Raw genomic sequence first — 19,863 nt, forward strand, 5'->3', positions numbered from 1 at the left:
CCCCCGGGATCTATTCGACTTTTGTGCGTCAGGGTGTTTTAACGATATCCACCGAGATTTCGACGGCGGCGATCGGGCCCCGATTTTCCAGCCAGTGGACCGTATTATGGTCTTCCGGCCACCCGACGCCGGGACCGTAATCGGTGGCGATACCGTTACGATGATCGGTGATGGTCCCCTCAAGGATAAAAACGGTACCGGGGCGATCGATATGATCGTGCACCGGACCAAAGACCGCGCCGGGGGCGAGTGTCACCCTGCGCATGCGAAGCTGTCGACCGTCCATGCCTGCGATCTCCGGGCCCAGATCGACGATGGAAAGCAGTTCAACGGTAACGCCCTGGGTTTCTGGTGCGGTTTCTTTGTGGCTCATGACGGTGCCCTCCTGAAATAAGTTTAGCCTTCAGGAAGCAGGGTGGGAGGGAATAAAAAAGGCCGCGTATGCGGCCTTTCGAAGGGATTACTCAGTGACTTTCTTTTCCAGCTCGCTGGCACCTTCTTTGGTTTTGTTCCAGCCTTTCTCAGCGCCTTCTTTGGTGGCATCCCACCCTTTCTCGGTGCCTTCTTTGGTTTTATGCCAGGCTTTCTGGGAATCTTCGCTGACCTTGCTGCCAAAGCTTTCGCTTTTACCTTCCGCAGCGTGCTTCTGTTTCAGCTTCAGCTCTTCACCTTTATTCTGCTCTTCGTGCAGTTTTTGCTTCGCCTCGTTGGCGTTTGCGTTCGCCGCAGCGACGGTATCGTCAGTTGCATGTGTGGTCGCAGCAAATACTGGGGAAGCCAGCAGAACGGCAGATAATGCGATAATTGTTTTTTTCATAATATCCTCATTTAACGTTATCGGTTATGAGCGTGATTCAGCATGGCACAGGCGAAGCGGGATGGCTTTAGGAAAAAACTGTAATGAGATCAATGTGCCCTGATGAGGGGGATTTCGCCTGAGGATTATCCAAAGGATAAAAAGCCTATTTCAACAAGGGCGGCGAGGGCCAGGAGAACGAAGATTATGACGGTTATGGGTTTGTACATGTTGGGGTTCCTTCCGGGTTGGGGCGGCTAATCCGTAGCGCTGGGTGATGTGGGTAATTTTGCACAGGCGGGGGGAGAGGGTGTTGATGTTTGTCAAAGCCAGGGGAGTACAACATAAACAACCAGCCGGTAGGTCGTTATGTTTTAAAGATCAAGATATAGTAGCTTTGATTAGAAGGAGGGGAATAGCATGGCGATAACGGAAGAAGCGTTGCTTAGATCTGGTTTCACAAAAGAAGAGCTGCAAAAGCTTAAACGCTACGTGGATACTCAGCGTTCGACGCTGGATATTTTGCTTCCTGCGCTTTCAAATCGGTTTAAAGGGACTGTTATATTTTCAGTCGTACTTACGGTTCTGTTCATACTGGCGGTTTGCTTCGCTTCGCGAGAAAATATCATTTCATCAGGCATTGCTGTAGTGTTTATCTTTGGTATCTTCTGTTGGATGACCCCCCTCAAATTAACGTATAAAGCCTGGCGTTTTAAGCAGGATTATTATCAATAGACAGCAAGTCAAAAACAATTTTTGCGTTTATGCCATATCCAATGATTTTCATGGTGAGTTTTGGCCGACTCATAGAGTCCATATAATCTCATAAGGACTGCTTTGTTGCCTTTACTGGTACGACTATGTTAGTCAGATATCCGAGTAATCGACGATGGTCAGAGATTTCTCCGAATTTACAGGGCAATATAACGCATCGGGAGAACCCTCTTAGGACATTATTGTTCCTGCAAAAAATATCTGGCCTGCCTGTTCACTGCGCGATACCCTGTAATGCTTTGTCTTTTTTGTGAACAGGAAAAAGTATGCTTAGTACGTTACCCGATTTACACAGAAGTTTTGCAGAGCAACTTAAGCTTAAATTTCAGGCTGATTCGCGGATTCACTCCCTTCTCGCTGGCGGCTCGCTTGTTCATGGCGGGTTTGATAAATACTCCGATCTTGATTTTGTCGTTGTGGTAGACCCTCTCTACTATGACGAAATCATGGCTCAGCGTATTGTGTTCGCCGGAACACTGGGTCACCTGCTCCATGCTTTCACCGGGGAACATGTGGGAGAGCCTCGTCTGCTTATCTGCCTGTATGGTCCCGAACTCCTTCATGTCGATCTGAAATTTGTCACCCTGGAAATGCTCACTCAGCGCGTTGAGGAGCCCGTGGTGTTATTTACCCGTGATAACACCGCTCTGGAGCGCCAACTGGCAAAATTTAGCGCTAACTGGCCTGATATGACGCCGGAGTGGTTTGAGTCCCGAGCCTGGATCTGGCTTCATTACGCGGTGGTGAAACTGGGAAGGGGAGAACTCTTTGAAGCGATAGGCATGCTGGCATTCTTCCGGGAGCAAGTGCTGGGACCTATGCTGTACCGTCGAGCAAATCTACCGCAACGTGGGGTTCGCCGCATCGAATTCCTCAGCATTGATCCTGATAACCTGTTGGCTTCTACGCTGGCAATGCACGATCGTGATTCCGTCAGCATGTCCCTCAGAAAGGCTGTTGATGCTTATATCACGCTGCGTGCTGATGCGCAGCCGGAAAATATCGCGGACGATGCGGCCCGTTGGGCGATCCTTGCCATGCTCGAAGCCAGAACCTGACCTTAAAAAGTTTGGTCTGTTCCGTACCCATGTTCAGACGACGTTTGCTAAAAAAATGGTTGTCTGAATTTCGGTTGTGAGGTTCTTGCTGAGTGCTTAGATTCATTTTCAATCTATCGAGAGGATATGAATATGAACTTTGCAGAACGCCACTATCAGCATGAGCCTCTTCTTATCGCCAACGTCTGGGATGCCGCCAGTGCTGTCGCAGCGCAAAAAGCAGGCTATCAGGTACTAGGAACGTCCAGTGCAGCTATAGCGTCCACTCTGGGATATGACGACGGCCAGGGAATGCCGTTTGATGAGTTATTTTATATGGTTACCCGGATCCGGGCTGTCAGCAACCTGCCATTGAGCGTTGACATGGAAGCAGGGTATGGTGATTCAGCTGAAGAGATAGTAGCCAATCTGAGGCGCCTTGCTCAGACAGGCGTCGCAGGCGTTAACCTCGAAGACAGCCGAGTCATAAACGGGGGTCGTCAGCTTGACGATGCCTCTGATTTTTCCCGTAACCTGAGAGCAGTGTGCAATATGCTGAGAAGGGAAGATTATCGTCTGTTTCTGAATATCCGGACTGACACGTACTTGCTCGGGCATGAAGACGCGTTGCAGGAGACGATATTACGGGGTCAACGCTATAAAGCTGCAGGTGCCGACGGCCTTTTTGTTCCCTGCCTGACGTCAGAGAAAGACATCAGACTCATAGCAGAGGCAACGGGATTGCCCCTGAATGTCATGTGTATGCCCGATCTACCGTCATTCGACAGGCTGAAACGGGCCGGGGCAAGCCGCATTTCAATGGGCAATTTTGTTCATTCAGCGATGCAGTCAACGTTGACTGATGTCATGCATGCGATCCGAGCGCGTCAGACGTTTGAAGGACTTTTTAGTGATGAAAATAACCGATAAGAATTTATGCGATATCTGGTATCAGGCATTACTTGAACGTTCTTCAGAATATACTGGCGTGTTTTTTGTTGGCGTCAAAACCACTGGCGTATTCTGCATTTCGGCATGCCGGGCGCGAAAGCCCAAACGTGAAAATGTCGAATTTTATAAAGATGCCAAATCTGCCCTGGCGGCTGGCTTTCGTCCCTGTAAGGTCTGCAGGCCCGCTGAAAATGCGCACAGCACGCCATTATTCGTTGAGCAGGCGCTTGCGCTTGTCAGGCGCGATATTAAATCCCGTGTAGCAGACGCGGAGCTTCGTCAGCATGGCATCAGCCCGGAGCGGGTAAGACGCTGGTTCCTGCAACATCACGGCATCACTTTTCAGGCTTTCCAGCGAATGCAGCGGGTGAACGTTGCCCTGCAGGAGCTGAAAAGCGGACGAGCGGCGACTGACGTTGCGCTGGACAATGGCTATGAATCCCTGAGCGGCTTTGGTTACACCTACAAGCGGCTTACTGGCGCAGCGCCGACTCAGGCAACCCAGGTGATAGTCATTCATCGGTTCACCACGACGCTTGGACCGATGTTTGTCTGCGCGACAGAGCGGGGAGTCTGTCTGCTGGAGTTTACCGATCGCCGGATGTTGGAAACTGAATTCCGCGATATTCAGCGTTTATTTAACGCCAGAATCGTCACCGGCGAAAACAACCATACCCGACAGACAGTAAAAGAGATCGACGAGTATTTTGCCGGAACGCGCCGACAGTTTGATCTCGCTTTAGATGCCCCGGGCAGTGATTTTCAACAATCCGTCTGGCATGCGTTGCGTGCTGTTCCCTATGGACAGATCTCACACTATCAGGCCATTTCACTACGGCTTAATAAGCCAAATGCTGTGCGCGCCGTCGCTGCCGCTAACGGTGCCAACCGGATTGCCATTGTGATCCCCTGTCACAGGATAATTGGAAAAGATGGTGCGATGACAGGTTATGGAGGGGGGATTTCACGCAAAGAATGGCTCATTGAGCATGAGAGAAACCATGTTTAATGGCGTGATGTTTCTGTGTCGCCGGGAAATTTTATGGACTTCGCGGGACATATTGAGGGTACAAAAAAGCCCGCAGGGCTTGCGCCGTGCGGGCTCTTAGGACTTCATCGGATGACTCTGGTAATCATCGATGGAGAATTTTGGTGGGCTGGCGGAGTCTGAATTGGGTTTGTAATTCAATGAATTTATTATATTAATTTCTAATTCAACTTTTCGATGGTGCCTAAGAAGGTGCCTAAAATTTTTACCGCCTTCTTTTAGTGAGAAATGAGAGATTGGTTTGCAATACTTAGGGGCTCATAAGGCTTCGATCTTAGCTCACGGTAAAAAGAGAATTATTATCAATATTGATTTGATTTTTTAAATGTCAGATGCGATGCCGTTGCTATTTCCGCTACTGTAGCGGAAATAGCAACACTGAGCAGCATGTACTTAGAAAAATTTATGATGTGGGCAATAGCCCGATGTTCTTTTTAGCACGCAGAATATCCGTTGCGGTAATGAAGGGGGTCTGTTCTTGCCATGAAAATCCCCTCCGATCGATACGAACCAGTTCGTACTTTTCGACCAGGAAATTAACAACATCGGCAAGTGTTATTCCCGCATCGATATGCTCCTCGATGGCCTTGTCGTCATGAAATGGTGTGTCGTTGAGAGTCAGGCCGTAGTGCTGCTCCAGCAGATACGTCAACAGTTGCTGCCAGACCTGCACGGGCGACAGGCGTGACGAAACCGGCACCGTGGCCGGTACAGATGAAATTTGCATGAGTTGGGACCTGATAAAATAAGAGAAGGTATTACTGGCTTGCAGATGCCTGAGGATAAATAACGATGTAAACATAGCTATGAGAGCCGAGAGTGTCAGCCTCGCAGTTGAGTCCGTTATGATGCAACGTGACGCAATGCTGATGGCGCGGATTCAGTTCACCGGTTGTCAGCATCAACTCAAGCTGTTTCATCACTAGCGGAAATGTCTGATCCAAACGCAGTGCCTCCTCCTCGTTAAACGTACCGCTAATATCTGCTCGGTCCGCCAGAAAATGCAGGCGACAGCCTTCATGCACAAGCCTTGCACCGAAGCACGGTGAGATATCGCACTTCAGTCCCCATGAATTTTGCATTTTTCTATTCCTTATTAAATGTTAGTTGGTAGTGATGCACATCAGGCGTGTATATGGACCGTGGTTGTCACGACGGCGTTCTGCATAAACTGCCAGCACACCGGAAATCTCCGCGACATCCTGACCGATATAATGACTGGCGCTGCCGTGCCATTGGTATTTGCCCGTGCAGTAGCGAAAGATCCGGGAATCCGGATGCTGTCGCTGAATCGCCATCGCGGCCTTTTTATCGATGATTTTCATGGTTAGCCTCATAGCCAGCCACGTTCAGCAAAAGAAAGCACATCACCGATGCCAACAATAAGATGGTCCAGCACCCGCACTTCTACCATTGCCAGTGCGTTCACCAGATGTTGAGTGATGTTTCGATCCTGTTTACTCGGCTCTGTCTCTCCGGATGGATGGTTATGGGCTAGAATCACAGCAGCAGCGTTATGGCGTAGTGCCAGTTTCACCACTTCGCGTGGATGGACTTCGGTATGGTTAATCGTGCCCGTAAATAGCGTCTCGCATTCCAGAAGACGGTTCTGATTATCGAGATATAAAACAAGAAACACTTCGCGCTCCTGCAGGGCAAGATGCAGTTGTAGCCAGGTTTTGGTGAAAGTAGTTGAATTAAATTGTTCGCCAGGCTGGCGCTGATATTTTTCCAGTAAGCGGAGAGCACGACGAATAGTGCGTGCTTCAGTTACCGGAAGATCAGGAGGTAGATTTATCTCTGACATGACAGGGCCTTAGAGGTAATAGTAAAAGTCGTTTATGAAGCAAGTTGAAGCATATTTTCAGCCATCACCCACAGAGCGCGATTGAGCTTTACATCTCCATCGATACCTTTGACAGCACGGGTTTGAGCACGCTGACCTTTCGTCGTTCGTCCCGATAGTCCGCCTTTTATTAAGTTCTCCTGAATGCGCTGGTAAGTAGTCCACAGGTCATTGCTCTCGTCCTGCCAGCGACGCGGGGAAAGGATTTGCGATTCCGTCACCGGTTGATGCTCTTCACCAAAGCGATAGGTCAATGCCGCTTTCGCCATCGCCTGCTGTGCTGGTGGCGGTAACAAAAGCGACTGCATGGCATCGCGCTTCTCCTCCACCCGGTCAAAAATCCCGAGCACTTCGTAAGCCCCTTCAATGACTTTCTCCACCACGTTGCCTTTATGCGGCACACGTACCTCACCAAAGCTCTCACCGCAGATTAGCCCGTTCTGGCAGACTGCACGAAATAGCCCCGGCAACATCTGGTATGAGCTGGAGCCGTCATGACTGTTAAGCAGAATGATTTCCGGCACCTGCTTACCGGTGATTTGCCCCTCACGGCGCAGGCGCAGCATGTGTTTAGTGTGCTCGCGCTTGCTCTGATCGCGCACTCGGGTCTGGCAGGCAAAGAACGGCTGAAAACCTTCCTGCTTCAGGCTATCAAGCAGTGTGATGGTCGGAATATAGGTGTAGCGGTCCGAGCGGGATTCGTGCTTGTCGGTACCAAATACACTGGGTACATGGGTCATTAACTCGTCGTTTGTCAGTGGGCGGTCGCGGCGAATCTGGTTAATCCGCCCGAAGCGGCTGGCTAATTTCATGATAAAACTCCTTTATAATTAACGGCATAAATATAGAAAGGCCGCACTTCCGGTAAGAAGTGCGGCCTTTCTGCATGGATTTGATGTTGCAGGGGTAATAGGGGAAAACTCTTTGTTGTTGAGGGAGGCGACAGCTAGCTAATGTCTGCTATGAGCGAGGAACGGACATTTACATCTGGGAAGAGGCTGCATATTTAAATAGTAGTCAGAACTAAAACAAGTCTAGTCAAAGTTAAGCGGCAGCTTTTAGAACTTAAAGGGCAGCCGCTCTTATGGTATTCAGCCTCGCATCATTAGCCAAATATTTCGTTAGATTTTTTCTAAGTGCAGAAATTTTACATAAAAAAACGCTACGTATGAGAAGCTTATTTACATGCTTGGCCCCCCCCAATCATCAAAACGCTTGTCTGGACGTTTACCTTTCGACCAACGATGTAATATAGATCGATTCTTGAAAGGAATTCCACTGATTGCATGTGTTGATGAAGTTGCATAGATTGCTGCATTAAAATCGCCACTCCCTTTTCCACTACCACCTCTTGAACCAAGAAGCCATTCCAAATAAATCTGGAATTCATCTGAATTCAATCCTGCAAGATTTCTTCCTGCTAATCCAGCAAGAATGTTGAAGTTTTTTGGTGACGGAGAAAGTTGGGACGTTGCGGCTCCCCGACAATCAGGTAATATATATGTATTGCATACGCAATTCCTGTATATATCATAATTACCATAAAGCAGTTTTTTTCCTATATTACCCCACATAGCAAAGTGACATGCATCATGCAGAGGGATTATTTGAGGGCTAAGTGGTAAGCCACAGCAGATTTGACAGGCTGTAGGCTTGTCATTCTCCGCGCGTAGGCTTGATTGGTAAGATTTGAATTCAACTATAAAAAACTTATCGAATGTTGAGAATAAAGTATCCGCATTAAAGAATTGATCCAAGCCATTCAAGGGTATTCTGACTTCAATACCCCCAAAGTACCTGCACGCACTAATAAATTGCGTATCAAAAATCGCCTTTACACTATCTTCTCTTCCGGCCATTAATTATCCTTTTTATTAATGATATTTTACTCATTAGTCTGATATAGGTCATTGAATTCTTTACCAAACTGCACACGAAACACAATACATTTTCGACAGATTATATCAAATCTCTTATGAGCGTTAATGCTCACGCAGACATGGATGTGTGGTGGTATAGAGAATTTGCTCAACAAATCCAAAGATTAGTGGCGTCCGCTCCTAGCACGAAGCAGACAGGCGGTAAGTCATCAGATCTGCGATCAGCACGCGTGTTCTACTTATGCAAGGAAGCGCGATTCAAATAATTGGTGGGCTAGCCGTTAAATCGGTAAAAAGCATACTACAAGTCAAAATCATACTTCCACTAGGTGTTTCATGCAGCATTTATTTCCTCTCCATTAACTTTAAATTTTCTAGTATATATTTTTTTTTGTAGTTTTTCGCCAAGACTAGCCTTAAAATATTTATTTATAGAAATATCAAATCCTATGACCTTATTGGAAAAATCAATACTCTCATAATCTTTATTAATTGCAATGACAGGGCAGGCTTCATTGGCTATTTTTGAAAAGTCACTGTATGCTGAGTGTGGTAAATAATCACTCGATGTTATTGCGTTTATTAACTCATTATTATTCTCAGATATAAATACATTTATGATATTATCGATTTCTTTCTCTATGTTGTTTTTTAAGTGAGTTGAGATGTAGGGATGTAACTTATATAAGTTTTCATGAGCGCTTAAGCTTGATATTTGCTTAATATAACCATTCTCAATCAGTGATCTAACGGGGATATATGACTCATCATCATCCCAAATGGTTTGAGGTTCTTTAGAAAGATCCCATAAAATTTCTTTAGTGCTAAATGATAAATGTTTGTATGTAAGTTTAAAATGCGTGAGTAATCTTTCTCCATATTCTTTTTTTTCTTTAATGGATTTCTTCTTCTGTCTAACTTCAAAATACTTCCCTATTGAGTATTTATACATTATTTCTCCCAAAACACTCACAATCTCACCAACGATCGAGCCAGTGCCAAGGGCAAGGAATAACATAATTAAATTTTTGTGTTCAGAAGTTGTACCCAATGATTCAATAAGATCATTTAAATGACCCCATGATAATAAAAGAATTATTGCTATGGCGATAAATTTAACTGCCGCCTTTGGAGATGCAATTGAAGAAATAATTTTTAATATTGTTCCTACTGCATCGCTCATATTTTAGCTTCCATTTACTATATGATTCTTCACCCGAAGAGTGAATTAGCATTTAGAATATGACTATTCTTAGTCTAACACATCCGCAAGGTAGCTTATACCTTTTATGAGGTAAATACAATAGGGTAAGGATTATTTAGGCTACGATCTTGAAAAATTCAATCAAAATTTCAGACTTTAATGTTTGCATGCAAGCATTATCTTAGATTTCTAAAAAAACTTCTGCTTCTGGCACGGAGCGGACGTGTTAACGAAGCTGAAGGTTCGCTGCGAGCGATGAGCGGACATTCACCTCATAAAATCATAAGAATGCGAAGCCCCAAAAGTAAGTTGTTTAAATTTGCTAACTACATGTGGATCATTAAATCCTATTGCATAGCTCAGCACATGAACTATATTAATAGACTAATAATTGAATACTAAACCTAAATTTTAAACTTAGGTTGCCATGAAGATATACATCTGGCAACCACAAGGTGATGACATAAAACAAACACGCCAATGGATAAACAATTCAATTAGGTTGTTTGTGTCCTGTTTAGTTTCTCTTCAGAATAAACCCTCCATTTTTTGTTAAGCTTTTTCTGGATGAATTTGTAAACCAAAGGCAATGTCGCCGGGGCCTTTTCGATAGCAGAATTGTAATCTAACATCAAAAGTAGAGCGTCTGATTCCAAATATCCCTTTACTGAAATAGACTCAACCCTGTTAAATATTTCACCAATAGATGACGCTGCATTTTTATAAGAAAGTAATAAACCAAGCGCATCCGTTGAGATAACAAATATCATCAAAGCTATCATAACCCGTGATAGTGACATTAAATTATTTGAATTGAATGAGGTAATTGCTGCACCAGTTACTAGACAAATTGCAATTACAAGAATGGATAACAGTACCCACATAACCTTTGCACTAGTTTTCTGTAAGTAGCATGTCCAATACGAGGATTCTTCAATCATTTCAACTAATCGTTTATAACTAGGCTTTTCTCGGGTCGAAAAATGGTCTTCTTCACGGCGTAATGTTTCTTTCGTAATAGCAACATTGAACTTATCACTAATGCGGAGATTTTGACCAGCAGATGGTATTGCATTTAAGCCGCTAATCAATAGTACTGCACGTCGAGCCTGATCACCTGCGGACCGATGTCGTTGTTGGCCCTGGCTTAAAAAAAACCATATCAACATACAAATAAAACCTCCGATAGCCAACCAAAATAATACGTCATTCTGACTACAGTAAACAGAAACTGCAGCAAGAATAGATATTAAAAACTGTAGTGCCATCATACGTATTTGTAAGCTCTCAGCTTTGTTTGATTCAGCTCTTTGATAACTGAGTAGTCGATTAACACCAAATTCGCTACCGACCTCACGCAATCTATTCTCGATAAAATCTTTTTTTCCATTCATATAACCAACGATATCATTCTCATGAGTTTGAGCTAAACTTTTCTTTAAAATAGCATATTCTTTCGAAAACTCATCGTCGACAGTTAATTCATTTTTAAAAATAAGCATATCTCTGCCCCATTGACGATGTGGTTCACAAATATGCACATGATATTTTTTTGAGTCATTATTATATTTTGTCAAAAAATATCTAGGGATATCATCACATTTCTCACTTACTACGTAGCCTAATCTCTTCAATGCAATAACTACTTTTTCAACATCCCCCCATTCACAAATTGATATTAGGATGTCAATAATAGGTTTACCGCAAAGACCATTTACTGAAGTTGAGCCAACGTGGTCAATGTAGCACGTTGAAAATTTGACGGCATTTTTTATTTTCTCAGCTTCTTCTAAAAATTGATTGGTCCAAGAAATATCATGTTCAGTAATTATAACTTTGTTCACCATCTACTCCATCTTCATTAAATTATAATTTATTGTTCTTATTATCCTTGAACAACACCGTCTCAAAATACAAAGGAGTAGCCTCTGCTCGCATCACAAGCGACTACAACTTTATCCTGCATGATATTATGTTCAACTCTTCAGTCCCACAAGAGACTGAGAGCTAGATAAAAATTCCGAGGTGACGTCCGCTCATGGCACGGAGCTGTCTCTTACGAACCTTCTTTTGCCCGCAAGAAACTATCTAGACAATAATGATGGTGCTGGGTTAGCATCTCATTCTGAGGGATTTTCGCTTCGTCCATTTTCACAGGGACTCGGATATGATCGACGAACTTCAAGCCAGCAAATCTTGCTATTTCTACCGCCAAAAAGCTCCAATCACGAAAGTCGCGATCACGGAACTGTTCCGTGATATCAGAAAGGCGCAAACTTCCCCCTCCAACAATTTTTTCTCTTTCATTCGGCAGCCCCACGGAGCATCAATTTGGTCTGCTTTGTGCTTTCAATTCGACAAGGTACCGGCTTTCCTGCCTGGCACTAAAGGTGTGATCGACCGGGTAACCGGATATTTGCTGATAGTCGAGCATCGCGATTATGTTGCCATTTTCAAATCCCAGATCGATATCCCTCCTGATTTCTCGAAAAAGTATTTGCAGCGTATCGGTGCCCAAGATGTCGACCGTGGACTGACGAGTAAGGACTCGGTATTTGCCCGGGTTCGACTCAGGCATATGACTCTGTCCCGCTTTGCCTTGCGCAGCAAGACGCTTGAAGGCGAGAACCTTCAGAACAATGTAGGTATGGCATCCTCGGCTCGATTTGCCCCGTTAGGTTACAGCTTCACTGAAGAAGACGAACACTTTTCAACGACGCCGCGCACTGGGCGAATCTCGCTTCGTGCGGATCGTGCAGGCTATTTGGAACTAGTTGATTATGCCTGTCGTATCATCGAACGCTTACAACCTCGTCCTGGAAGACCATCATCCTCCCCTTTCCTGGCAGCTTTCGCACGACCGTTGGAGCTATCAGATCTGACGGCAAACCCCACCCAATTTGCAGTTGATACCGCCATCCTCGGACAGGCCATCTTTGATGACAAAATCATCCGCTTGGTCAAGCGTGACGGAATGGGCTATCGAGAGCTGCCAAAGGCAGAGGTTGATCTGATACTCACGGAGCTCACAGATATCTTGCGCGTTGCCAAAAACGCCCATGGCAAGTTGCTGGTGTCACAGCCAGTTACAGGTTTAGAGGTAGGTGAGATCGCGATCAATAAAACGCGAATCGCTCTGAAACGCCTTTCGCTGCCTTTGCTCGCCGATGTATACGTTGAGGACACTCATTTCGCACTTGGGGCGGATGATAATCGCGCCCCGCTTAAGCAGTTCATCGACAAACAGGACACGTTTATCGTCTTGTTTGACCAGCCGAAATTTGCCTATTTAGATGGCAGTCTTTATCAAGACGACACTTTGGTCAATGGTGGCACTCAGTTCTTGGGCTATCTCTTCGGTAATGCAGAGTTAGCAACCGTCACTGATGAGAAAGGTTCCTTTACTGCTGCCCATCGTACTTTCGATCCAAATTCTACGTTCGGGGCAGTACTGTCGACGATCGCTCGAGAAGATGATGTCATAGTCTGCGATGATCTCGGTGATGAATGGGCTGATTTCGTTGGGTTTAGAACGGATCCTGTTTCCCCAAGAGTCACCTTCTATCATGCAAAGCACGGTGAGCTGACACTCGGAGCTGGCGCATTTCACATTTCAGTAAGCCAGGCGATCAAGAACCTAGGCAACCTCACATTGCCCGCTCCAGCCATGAGCAAAAAGTTTACCCGATGGGGGCGACTTTACAGCAATAACAATGTGAGGACAGGTATTCAACGTACATGCCGTGGCACATCTGCTGATTTAAAGACTGCAGTGGAGATTTGCAGGAATGCCCCGCACACCTCAAAACGTGTGGCCATTGTGACTTCATCTCTGAGCAAGGCTGCAGTTGAGCAAACATTTAGGGATATTGAAGCGGGTAATACCCCGAGTCCATACTTTGTCCAGCTATATTGGTTGCTATCATCCTTCTTCGCTGCGTGTACTGAGGTCGGAGCATTCGGGTGCGTAATATGTCAGGAATAAACAAGCGGGATTTGAGGAGCCGACTCATGACTTATAATTGTAAGGCGTTGAGCGGCATATACTCAATATGCTGAAGTAAAGATGTATAATATGGTTAATTCTTCGTAAGGGGAGGGACCATACGGGGGAGGGGTTTATATATGGCTATTAATACGCAGTATTAATACCTAAATTCTTTTATTTAAGGACTAACGGAATAACAGGGTCTGACAACTGATTGTCAGACCAGACATCAGGCAGACATTAGTACTTCATCAGCCAGTCCCCCTGACTGGTGATGACGTTAATCTCTGCCACACTGCATGGGCCTTTAATGTAGACGGCAATCTCTTTTCCGTAAGGCAACGTTGAAGGTACCAGTGCTACAGGCTTACTACCTGCGTAGACCGTGGGCATCTTCTGAATCGGGCAGTTACCCCGGTTAACGACAATATCCTTTATGGTGACACTATCAATCAGCGCCTGAACATGAACACGCTGCTGATGAAGATTTGGGTAATACGGATTTTTAACCTGCTCAAGACCAATCCTGACCGGGGCCTCTGCGGCGTGCAGTAGAGGTGAAATCATCAGTGCCACGGCGAGGGCACTCATTGCTGTTTTCATTTTTTTTCCTTATTTTTGTTGGAGCAATAAAGGCTCACATGCGAGTTAGACATCCTGATTTATCAAACTCAGGCAAAATCTTTGCGAAATTGCTGAAAGTGAAGGTAGTGGAGGTCAGTCCGGTCGCCGTTATATGGATACGATGGGATTTTCTGGCTGCATCCCAGAATGCTTCAAAGTTACTGCCCCCGGCATCAGAAACTGTATCGTTTATCAGAAACGTGTCGCTGTTGTCGGTCTGCGCCTGAACGCTGCGTCCATCATCTCCACCGCTTGCGAGAGTTTTACCATCGGGTGATGTGTACTGAACGAACACATTGTCCTCCGGCGAACAGGTCAGCAACAGCTCAGCGCCATTTTTGTTTTGTATCCGGTATTCCGTTACACCCTGCACGATGGTGCGGGTCCACGTATTAGCGGCTGCACTGGCCTGAGCAGATGCCAGTAGCATCATCATAAGTACGGTTTTTTTCATAAATATCCTTAATTATCGGTTTCAGCCAACACTCTCCGGACAAACCGGAAGTGCGGCAAAGAGTGAATGAAATGCGGATCACCGGTCAGTTCGCTCACCTGCCTTCTGTGCAGAAACTGCCTCGGCGTCAGGCATACATCGGTAATACTCTCCAGCAGAAAGACCTGCAGTTTCCGGGCGTGCTCTCCGACCAGATACCAGCCGTTCTCGAAATAAATCAGGCGGTAAGGTGCGAACCAGCGGTACTGCAGCCCCTCTGCGGTCAGATCCAGCAGAGTTCGCTCCAGAATGGCCTGTGTGATACGCCAGAAACTGCCGAAGGGACCGGGCTTGCGCTCCGGAGGAGACTGCCAGACGATAAAAGGTGGCTCTACGGAACTGTCAGTCAGCACCGATATCAGCCGGTTATCCATCGCCGGGAATAGCTGCTCTGTGCGGGTTACCCGTGCAAAGTGCAAAATATCCCGGTTGGTACGTAGTCCTTCGTGCTGTTGGGACAATGACCAGCAACCATGCTGGTATGTCAGTTCCAGGCAGCTCAGGCGTTCACGAAAATCCCGGCGCAGAGTGCGCTCCGAGATACGAAACTCCTGAGACAAGCCCGTAACTGACAACCGTTCCCCCATCAGCAGGCGACTGATGATGATCGCCAGCCGTGATGCCATGCGATCGTGCTGTTTTTCTTCCGCAGACATAGTGAAGGATTTCCGTTGATTACAGTGATTTGTATAAATACTGCTGACGCAGACAAGCAACCAGCAGACAGGCGGGAACCGTAACCCGCCGTGCCGGGCCTGCCATATCGGCAATCAGCCAACCGGTGCTCAGGGCGATACCAACCGGCCCGGCCAGTACACTGATAGAGCGGGTCAGGGTCAGATAAGTCACGATGGGTAGCGTGCGTCCCAGTACCACCTTCGCAAGCGTACTGAGCATCACGACCGACAGACGATAGGCTGCAAAACCAGACGACCGGACAGCAGTCTGTATCGCCATCAGTACCAGTGGTACCGTTGGCGCGGTCAGTTCCGTGCCCATGCTGTCAGCAAACTCTCGCAGCTCAGCCCGGGACATTTCGCTGAGGCTTTTTTCGAGCATCTTCATCAGCAGGGAGAGCTCAATGGTTTCGGTTGCCTCCTCCTTCCTGTATTTGACGCCTGTATGGTCACAGACATCACATAAAACTTCCCGATACAGCACACCTTTTCCGCCTCTGAACACACTGGCGATACTGCTGGCACCGAAGGTCTGGATTTCAGCCACTATCTCTTGCCAGTAATTACGGTGGGCCGGGTAAAAGCGTTTGTAGTTGTCACTGCCGGACAGCGTTTCCGTCCAGCGCAGGGTTTTATCCCGTGGGTCATGGGTAATGAGGCTGACCAGTAAATCCAAGTCCTCATTCTCGCAACGCCCCAGGAACCGCAGGTCAGTATCTTCGCGATAAACGGCCATGTTCCCTCCATTCAGGTCTGTATCGTCAGGGTAAAAACGATAACAAACCCGCCTGCAGGGACATGGCCGATGCCACACGAAAATCAGCGTGTTACACAAGCAATGTCGGACAGGTGGTGTCCGAAAATGAAATACGGAAGATTATGCTGCGCAGGGCGGTGCTGGTGGTGGAATAAACAGGCGAATGGCGATCTGCCCTGTCAGACGGGTGACCAGCCAGGCTGCCGTACCGTTCAGCGCACCGCCGAACAAAGGGATGAGCAGGCCAGTTTTCAGCAGCAGTCCACTGTTTTTACTGAGCAGCACCTGACGCAGCACTGACAACACTGCCTTCTCGGCTTCCGGCAGGCTGAGCGCCTTTGCCATCAGACGGGTGATCACCCGGTTAACCGCATCCAGGCAGGCATCACCGGCTATTGCGCCCCAGCACAGCAGGCGGACCATCGGATCTCCGACTTCATGGCCGCCGGTCACGGCGACAGCGGCACACATCCGCATCTGAATAAACAACGACGAGCAGATATCAGCGGTGACCGTCAGGGGGAGCAACACATCACCGGCAAGACCACAGGCAAAACCGGAGCCACAGGCTTTAAGCGATTCAAAGGCCACGAGAGCCTCTGCGGCTTCGAGCCTGCTTTCAGCTGATATCAGATAATTTTCTGCCAGCTCAGTGGCAGAATCGGTGACAGCTGTGCCTTCAACGGCCAGGGTATACATCTCGTCAAATAGTTGACGTAATACATTGATATCCAGACTAACCTCCTTAACGACAGCCTCTGTGGGTTGTCGTTAAGGTGATATATAGCTGTATTTTTTTATTTTCAGTTTTTGCCGCAATCTCATATTAAGCGACTGTGTATTCTTTATGTAATTTTTTACGTGGCTGGCATATGAGATGAGTTATTCTCAAAAAAATGCCTTTGAGTAAATGGTTAGCTTTCTCCTGTGATTTCTTTTTTAAAGAAATAACTCCAGAAAATAAAACGATGTGTGATGCGATGGTTTTGCTTGCCACTGTTGCGTCCTGCAGTGGTGTTTAACTATAGAACGTTCCGTATTGGTATTATTAAATAAAGATGGCAGGTGTGAGATATAAATAAGAAAATATAGAATCCCATTGGGTGCTGTTTTCATGGAGTGACTAATGTTCCGCTGCAACCTGTCTGGAATATAAGGTTGTAAATTATACTAAGGCTAAAGTTATGAATTCGAAATATACATACGATCCGCGATACACTGATGGCGTAGAACGAACACTGGCGGCAGCGACTGATCAATACCCCAGGCTTTCTACATTTCGTTTTGATTTGCGGTTTCCGACTGACGGTACTGGTCGTCGTGATGAGCGCGTGATCTCGCGCTTCTTTGATTCGCTTAAATACCATGCTAATGCTCAGATGACTACCCGAAGGCATGCAGGACTTACCTGTAAGAATCTGACGTCCATTCGCTATATCTGGTGCAGAGAATACGGCCTGGTGGATGGCAACCGCCATTACCATGTGATGCTGTTGGTAAACAAGGACACCTTCCATACGCTGGGAGATTACCAGCCTCAATGCAACGATGGTATAGATTCACTGGCGAATGTTATCCAGAAAGCTTGGTGTAGTGCGCTGAAATTACCCTGGGAGGCCTATGCAGGCCTGGTTCATTTTCCGGAACAACCCTGTGGCTGGATAGAGCGTAAACGTCCTGAGCATGAAGACCAGTATGCTACGGCACGTCAGAGAGCAATGTACCTGGCAAAAGAGTACACAAAGCACTATGGAGATGGACGTTCTTTTGGATGCAGCCAGAACAATCCTTCGATTATTATGGGAACGTAATGTAATTCAGGCAAAGGGACTGGTCCTTTGCCTTGTTCTGGTAAAGCCAAAGAGAGCGCTATCAAGCTATTTGCTGCCGGGAATGCATGGTTATCCACGGCATACGACATTTCACGGCTAACGCCAGCTCCCCCAGACAGAGTTATTCGGCGAGGCTACCATGAGTGAACTAGCCTGGTTCAGACGGATGTACCAGGTTTTCCCCCACTGCTCCAGAATGATTTTTTCCCGTTCAACCAGTGTGTAGAGTAATTCGTTGGTTCTTTCCTTGTTTCTTAGCCGGTTTGGCCCTGATTGAAGAATACGATTTTTTCTAAATTTATAATCTGCCGACCGAAGGCATTCATCCTGTATCCAGGCAAAAAGGTTCTCTAAATCCTTTTCAAAGGATTGAGATTCATCAGGATGAACAAAAAGGTCTATGTATTGATTACCGTACCAGTTGATGATGTCTATTGCGGCTTTAACAACTTCGGTAGATATGTTGTTTTTAAAACCACAAAAGTGATGCAGTAATGCGGCAACACGGGCCACGTTCTCCGCAACTTTTGATGCGTAATCTCTGACGCTGGCCAGATCACCGTTGCTACCAGTCCTGCTCTCTGTGCGATTATGAAATTCAATCCATAACTTTTCTGCGTCTGACGAAAATAAAAGGCCCTCTCGTCCCTGCCCGTTATGGGTAAGGCTTTCAGTCGCGATGTTCATCAGGCGGCGATGGAATACTGGCAGATGTTCCCGTGAGATAACCGGTGATTCGATCAGACGGGTGCCCTGTGTAGATGTCGGCAAACAAATCAGGCTGCGGGCAAAGAAACCCACACCCTTAGCCTGTTCTCCCCGCCGTTCCAGATAGGCGGTGAACACCTCCGGTTGAACCATCAGCGACAGCGTCATTCGGGCATCGTGGATGGTGGCCTCGGGCTCATTTTTGCGATCAACGGTAAATTTTCCGCCATCCCACATTTTATTGATAAAAGGCAGATCGTTCAGAGTGTGGCCGTTGAATATCGCTCCTGCCTCGTCTGACATAATACCCACCGATTTCCAGCGCTCTTTACACAGAAATTCTTTAATTGCGGCTGGCGTTGCGTCATTGAATGTCATTTTGTATTTTACAGGGGGCTCCGGGAGCGATTTATGCGCGGCGTTGAGCGCTTTTTTTATCTCCAGTGTGTCTTCTTTACGCCTAACTTGTGCCCTCAGCTCAGTATTCAGGGCTTTGATCTCTGTTTTTACCGCATTTAGTTCTATCAAATAGTCACTATATTTTTCCAAATAATCTTCGTTCAGCTGTTCTTCAAAACGTCTCAATGGTTCCATCAACAGATTATCGACAGTGGTTTTACGCTCGCCAGAGCCTGCCAGCGTCAGCAGAAAAAGAGAGACTGGCCCGCGAATATTTCCCGGACGGATGACATCAATCTGACTTTGGCAAACAAGGGAAATAGCGCCTAAAACGGATGCACCAATCAGAGGTATAGGTGCCTGTGTTATCTGGTGTACTTCATAAATTGTGTTTCTAATAACTGGAGGAAGCTGATCAACAGGAAAATTATCATGTTTTTGCATTGTGTGGTTTCCATAGAGAAGAAAATAAAACAAAGTTGTCGGTATCAGTTGTGATGCCATTTGGTCACAACTGATACAGGGATATGAATCAGACCTCAAACCTGCGGGCAGCATTCCTCCAGCCATTTATCGATTTCAGATTCCATCCAGCCAACAGAGTGCATACCCAGGCGGCGCTGTTTAGGGAATGTTACGTCATAGCGTGGCGACTTCGGATTTAGCCAGTCATAGATTGTTGAGCGGCTGATTCCAATTTTTTTCACAAGTGCGCTGATGCGCAGAATTTTTACCGATGGGGTAATACAGGTCATTACGTCACCTCATTGTTTTAAATAGTTAATATTTTGTTTTCTTACCTAACACCGGTGTTTTTTGTGTACGGAGGGGATTGTAATGAAGTTCTTT

General features: G+C 46.5%; 24 protein-coding genes. 6 read left to right on the top strand and 18 right to left on the bottom strand.

Annotation, left to right across the window (positions count from 1 at the left end; translation table 11 throughout):
- Positions 1-28: 28 nt before the first annotated feature.
- Both P349_RS06245 and P349_RS06240 read right to left on the bottom strand, forming a co-directional pair.
- Positions 29-373 (bottom strand): cupin domain-containing protein, encoded by a 345-nt coding sequence (locus tag P349_RS06245; RefSeq protein WP_024908323.1) that lies wholly within the window; start codon positions 371-373, stop codon positions 29-31.
- 87 nt (positions 374-460) lie between these two features.
- A complete protein-coding gene (locus P349_RS06240) occupies positions 461-817 on the bottom strand; it encodes a hypothetical protein (RefSeq protein ID WP_008502540.1) in 357 nt (118 codons plus the stop codon).
- A gap of 399 nt (positions 818-1,216) precedes the next feature.
- On the opposite strand from P349_RS06240, the gene P349_RS06235 reads away from it, so the two are divergent.
- From P349_RS06235 to P349_RS06220, 4 genes are all read left to right on the top strand, one after another.
- A complete protein-coding gene (locus P349_RS06235) occupies positions 1,217-1,531 on the top strand; it encodes a hypothetical protein (RefSeq protein ID WP_024908324.1) in 315 nt (104 codons plus the stop codon).
- A gap of 305 nt (positions 1,532-1,836) precedes the next feature.
- On the top strand, positions 1,837-2,628 hold the full coding sequence (locus tag P349_RS06230) for a hypothetical protein (protein WP_032647938.1): 792 nt from the start codon (positions 1,837-1,839) through the stop codon (positions 2,626-2,628).
- A gap of 132 nt (positions 2,629-2,760) precedes the next feature.
- On the top strand, positions 2,761-3,537 hold the full coding sequence (locus P349_RS06225; protein WP_032647937.1) for an isocitrate lyase/PEP mutase family protein: 777 nt from the start codon (positions 2,761-2,763) through the stop codon (positions 3,535-3,537).
- Positions 3,521-4,567, top strand: a complete 1,047-nt coding sequence (locus P349_RS06220) for a bifunctional transcriptional activator/DNA repair enzyme AdaA (RefSeq protein WP_032647936.1) — start codon at positions 3,521-3,523, stop codon at positions 4,565-4,567. The genes P349_RS06225 and P349_RS06220 overlap by 17 nt, the downstream gene beginning before the upstream one ends.
- A gap of 442 nt (positions 4,568-5,009) precedes the next feature.
- Here the strand turns inward: P349_RS06220 and P349_RS06215 are convergent, their stop codons facing one another.
- The 8 genes from P349_RS06215 to P349_RS06185 all read right to left on the bottom strand — a co-directional run bounded on the left by P349_RS06215 (position 5,010) and on the right by P349_RS06185 (position 11,383).
- The gene (locus P349_RS06215; RefSeq protein ID WP_032647934.1) at positions 5,010-5,333 is read right to left on the bottom strand and encodes a TA system toxin CbtA family protein; all 324 of its coding nucleotides are present in this window, start codon (positions 5,331-5,333) and stop codon (positions 5,010-5,012) included.
- A 31-nt stretch (positions 5,334-5,364) separates the two neighbouring features.
- Entirely contained in the window at positions 5,365-5,688 is a 324-nt protein-coding gene (locus tag P349_RS06210) for a type IV toxin-antitoxin system YeeU family antitoxin (protein WP_032647933.1), read from the bottom strand.
- A 21-nt stretch (positions 5,689-5,709) separates the two neighbouring features.
- Positions 5,710-5,931 carry a DUF987 family protein gene (locus tag P349_RS06205; RefSeq protein WP_032647930.1) on the bottom strand — a complete coding sequence of 74 codons (222 nt, stop codon included), beginning with the start codon at positions 5,929-5,931 and terminating at the stop codon, positions 5,710-5,712.
- An 8-nt stretch (positions 5,932-5,939) separates the two neighbouring features.
- Positions 5,940-6,413 carry a RadC family protein gene (gene radC / locus P349_RS06200; protein WP_032647929.1) on the bottom strand — a complete coding sequence of 158 codons (474 nt, stop codon included), beginning with the start codon at positions 6,411-6,413 and terminating at the stop codon, positions 5,940-5,942.
- A 32-nt stretch (positions 6,414-6,445) separates the two neighbouring features.
- Positions 6,446-7,264: a DUF932 domain-containing protein gene (locus P349_RS06195; RefSeq protein WP_193745672.1), complete on the bottom strand. Its 819-nt coding sequence runs from the start codon at positions 7,262-7,264 to the stop codon at positions 6,446-6,448.
- Between the two features lie 369 nt (positions 7,265-7,633).
- Complete coding sequence (locus P349_RS26415) at positions 7,634-8,311, bottom strand: hypothetical protein (RefSeq protein ID WP_151432657.1); 678 nt, start codon at positions 8,309-8,311, stop codon at positions 7,634-7,636.
- Between the two features lie 355 nt (positions 8,312-8,666).
- Positions 8,667-9,515, bottom strand: a complete 849-nt coding sequence (locus P349_RS06190) for a hypothetical protein (protein WP_032647924.1) — start codon at positions 9,513-9,515, stop codon at positions 8,667-8,669.
- Between the two features lie 518 nt (positions 9,516-10,033).
- The gene (locus P349_RS06185) at positions 10,034-11,383 is read right to left on the bottom strand and encodes a GrpB family protein (RefSeq protein WP_032647922.1); all 1,350 of its coding nucleotides are present in this window, start codon (positions 11,381-11,383) and stop codon (positions 10,034-10,036) included.
- 320 nt (positions 11,384-11,703) lie between these two features.
- On the opposite strand from P349_RS06185, the gene P349_RS26705 reads away from it, so the two are divergent.
- Positions 11,704-13,521, top strand: a complete 1,818-nt coding sequence (locus P349_RS26705; protein WP_202963025.1) for a hypothetical protein — start codon at positions 11,704-11,706, stop codon at positions 13,519-13,521.
- 243 nt (positions 13,522-13,764) lie between these two features.
- Here P349_RS26705 and P349_RS06180 read toward each other — a convergent pair whose 3' ends face one another.
- From P349_RS06180 to P349_RS26665, 6 genes are all read right to left on the bottom strand, one after another.
- Entirely contained in the window at positions 13,765-14,127 is a 363-nt protein-coding gene (locus P349_RS06180; RefSeq protein ID WP_032647920.1) for a hypothetical protein, read from the bottom strand.
- Between the two features lie 34 nt (positions 14,128-14,161).
- Complete coding sequence (locus P349_RS06175) at positions 14,162-14,602, bottom strand: hypothetical protein (protein WP_032647918.1); 441 nt, start codon at positions 14,600-14,602, stop codon at positions 14,162-14,164.
- 8 nt (positions 14,603-14,610) lie between these two features.
- On the bottom strand, positions 14,611-15,297 hold the full coding sequence (locus tag P349_RS06170; RefSeq protein ID WP_032647916.1) for a DeoR family transcriptional regulator: 687 nt from the start codon (positions 15,295-15,297) through the stop codon (positions 14,611-14,613).
- Between the two features lie 19 nt (positions 15,298-15,316).
- Positions 15,317-16,054 (bottom strand): DUF3944 domain-containing protein, encoded by a 738-nt coding sequence (locus tag P349_RS06165; RefSeq protein WP_032664170.1) that lies wholly within the window; start codon positions 16,052-16,054, stop codon positions 15,317-15,319.
- A gap of 141 nt (positions 16,055-16,195) precedes the next feature.
- Positions 16,196-16,810: an EcsC family protein gene (locus P349_RS06160; RefSeq protein WP_338010672.1), complete on the bottom strand. Its 615-nt coding sequence runs from the start codon at positions 16,808-16,810 to the stop codon at positions 16,196-16,198.
- Between the two features lie 91 nt (positions 16,811-16,901).
- On the bottom strand, positions 16,902-17,072 hold the full coding sequence (locus tag P349_RS26665) for a hypothetical protein (protein WP_193745673.1): 171 nt from the start codon (positions 17,070-17,072) through the stop codon (positions 16,902-16,904).
- 187 nt (positions 17,073-17,259) lie between these two features.
- On the opposite strand from P349_RS26665, the gene P349_RS06155 reads away from it, so the two are divergent.
- Positions 17,260-17,886 carry an inovirus Gp2 family protein gene (locus tag P349_RS06155; protein WP_032646923.1) on the top strand — a complete coding sequence of 209 codons (627 nt, stop codon included), beginning with the start codon at positions 17,260-17,262 and terminating at the stop codon, positions 17,884-17,886.
- Positions 17,887-18,003: 117 nt separating this feature from the next.
- Here the strand turns inward: P349_RS06155 and P349_RS06150 are convergent, their stop codons facing one another.
- Positions 18,004-19,458, bottom strand: a complete 1,455-nt coding sequence (locus P349_RS06150) for a YfjI family protein (RefSeq protein WP_032646922.1) — start codon at positions 19,456-19,458, stop codon at positions 18,004-18,006.
- A gap of 95 nt (positions 19,459-19,553) precedes the next feature.
- The gene (locus tag P349_RS06145; RefSeq protein WP_007678426.1) at positions 19,554-19,769 is read right to left on the bottom strand and encodes an AlpA family phage regulatory protein; all 216 of its coding nucleotides are present in this window, start codon (positions 19,767-19,769) and stop codon (positions 19,554-19,556) included.
- Between the last annotated feature and the right edge of the window lie 94 nt (positions 19,770-19,863).

Origin of the sequence: Enterobacter sp. DC4 (assembly GCF_000568095.1) — a bacterium.
Taxonomy (GTDB): Bacteria; Pseudomonadota; Gammaproteobacteria; order Enterobacterales; family Enterobacteriaceae; genus Enterobacter; species Enterobacter pseudoroggenkampii.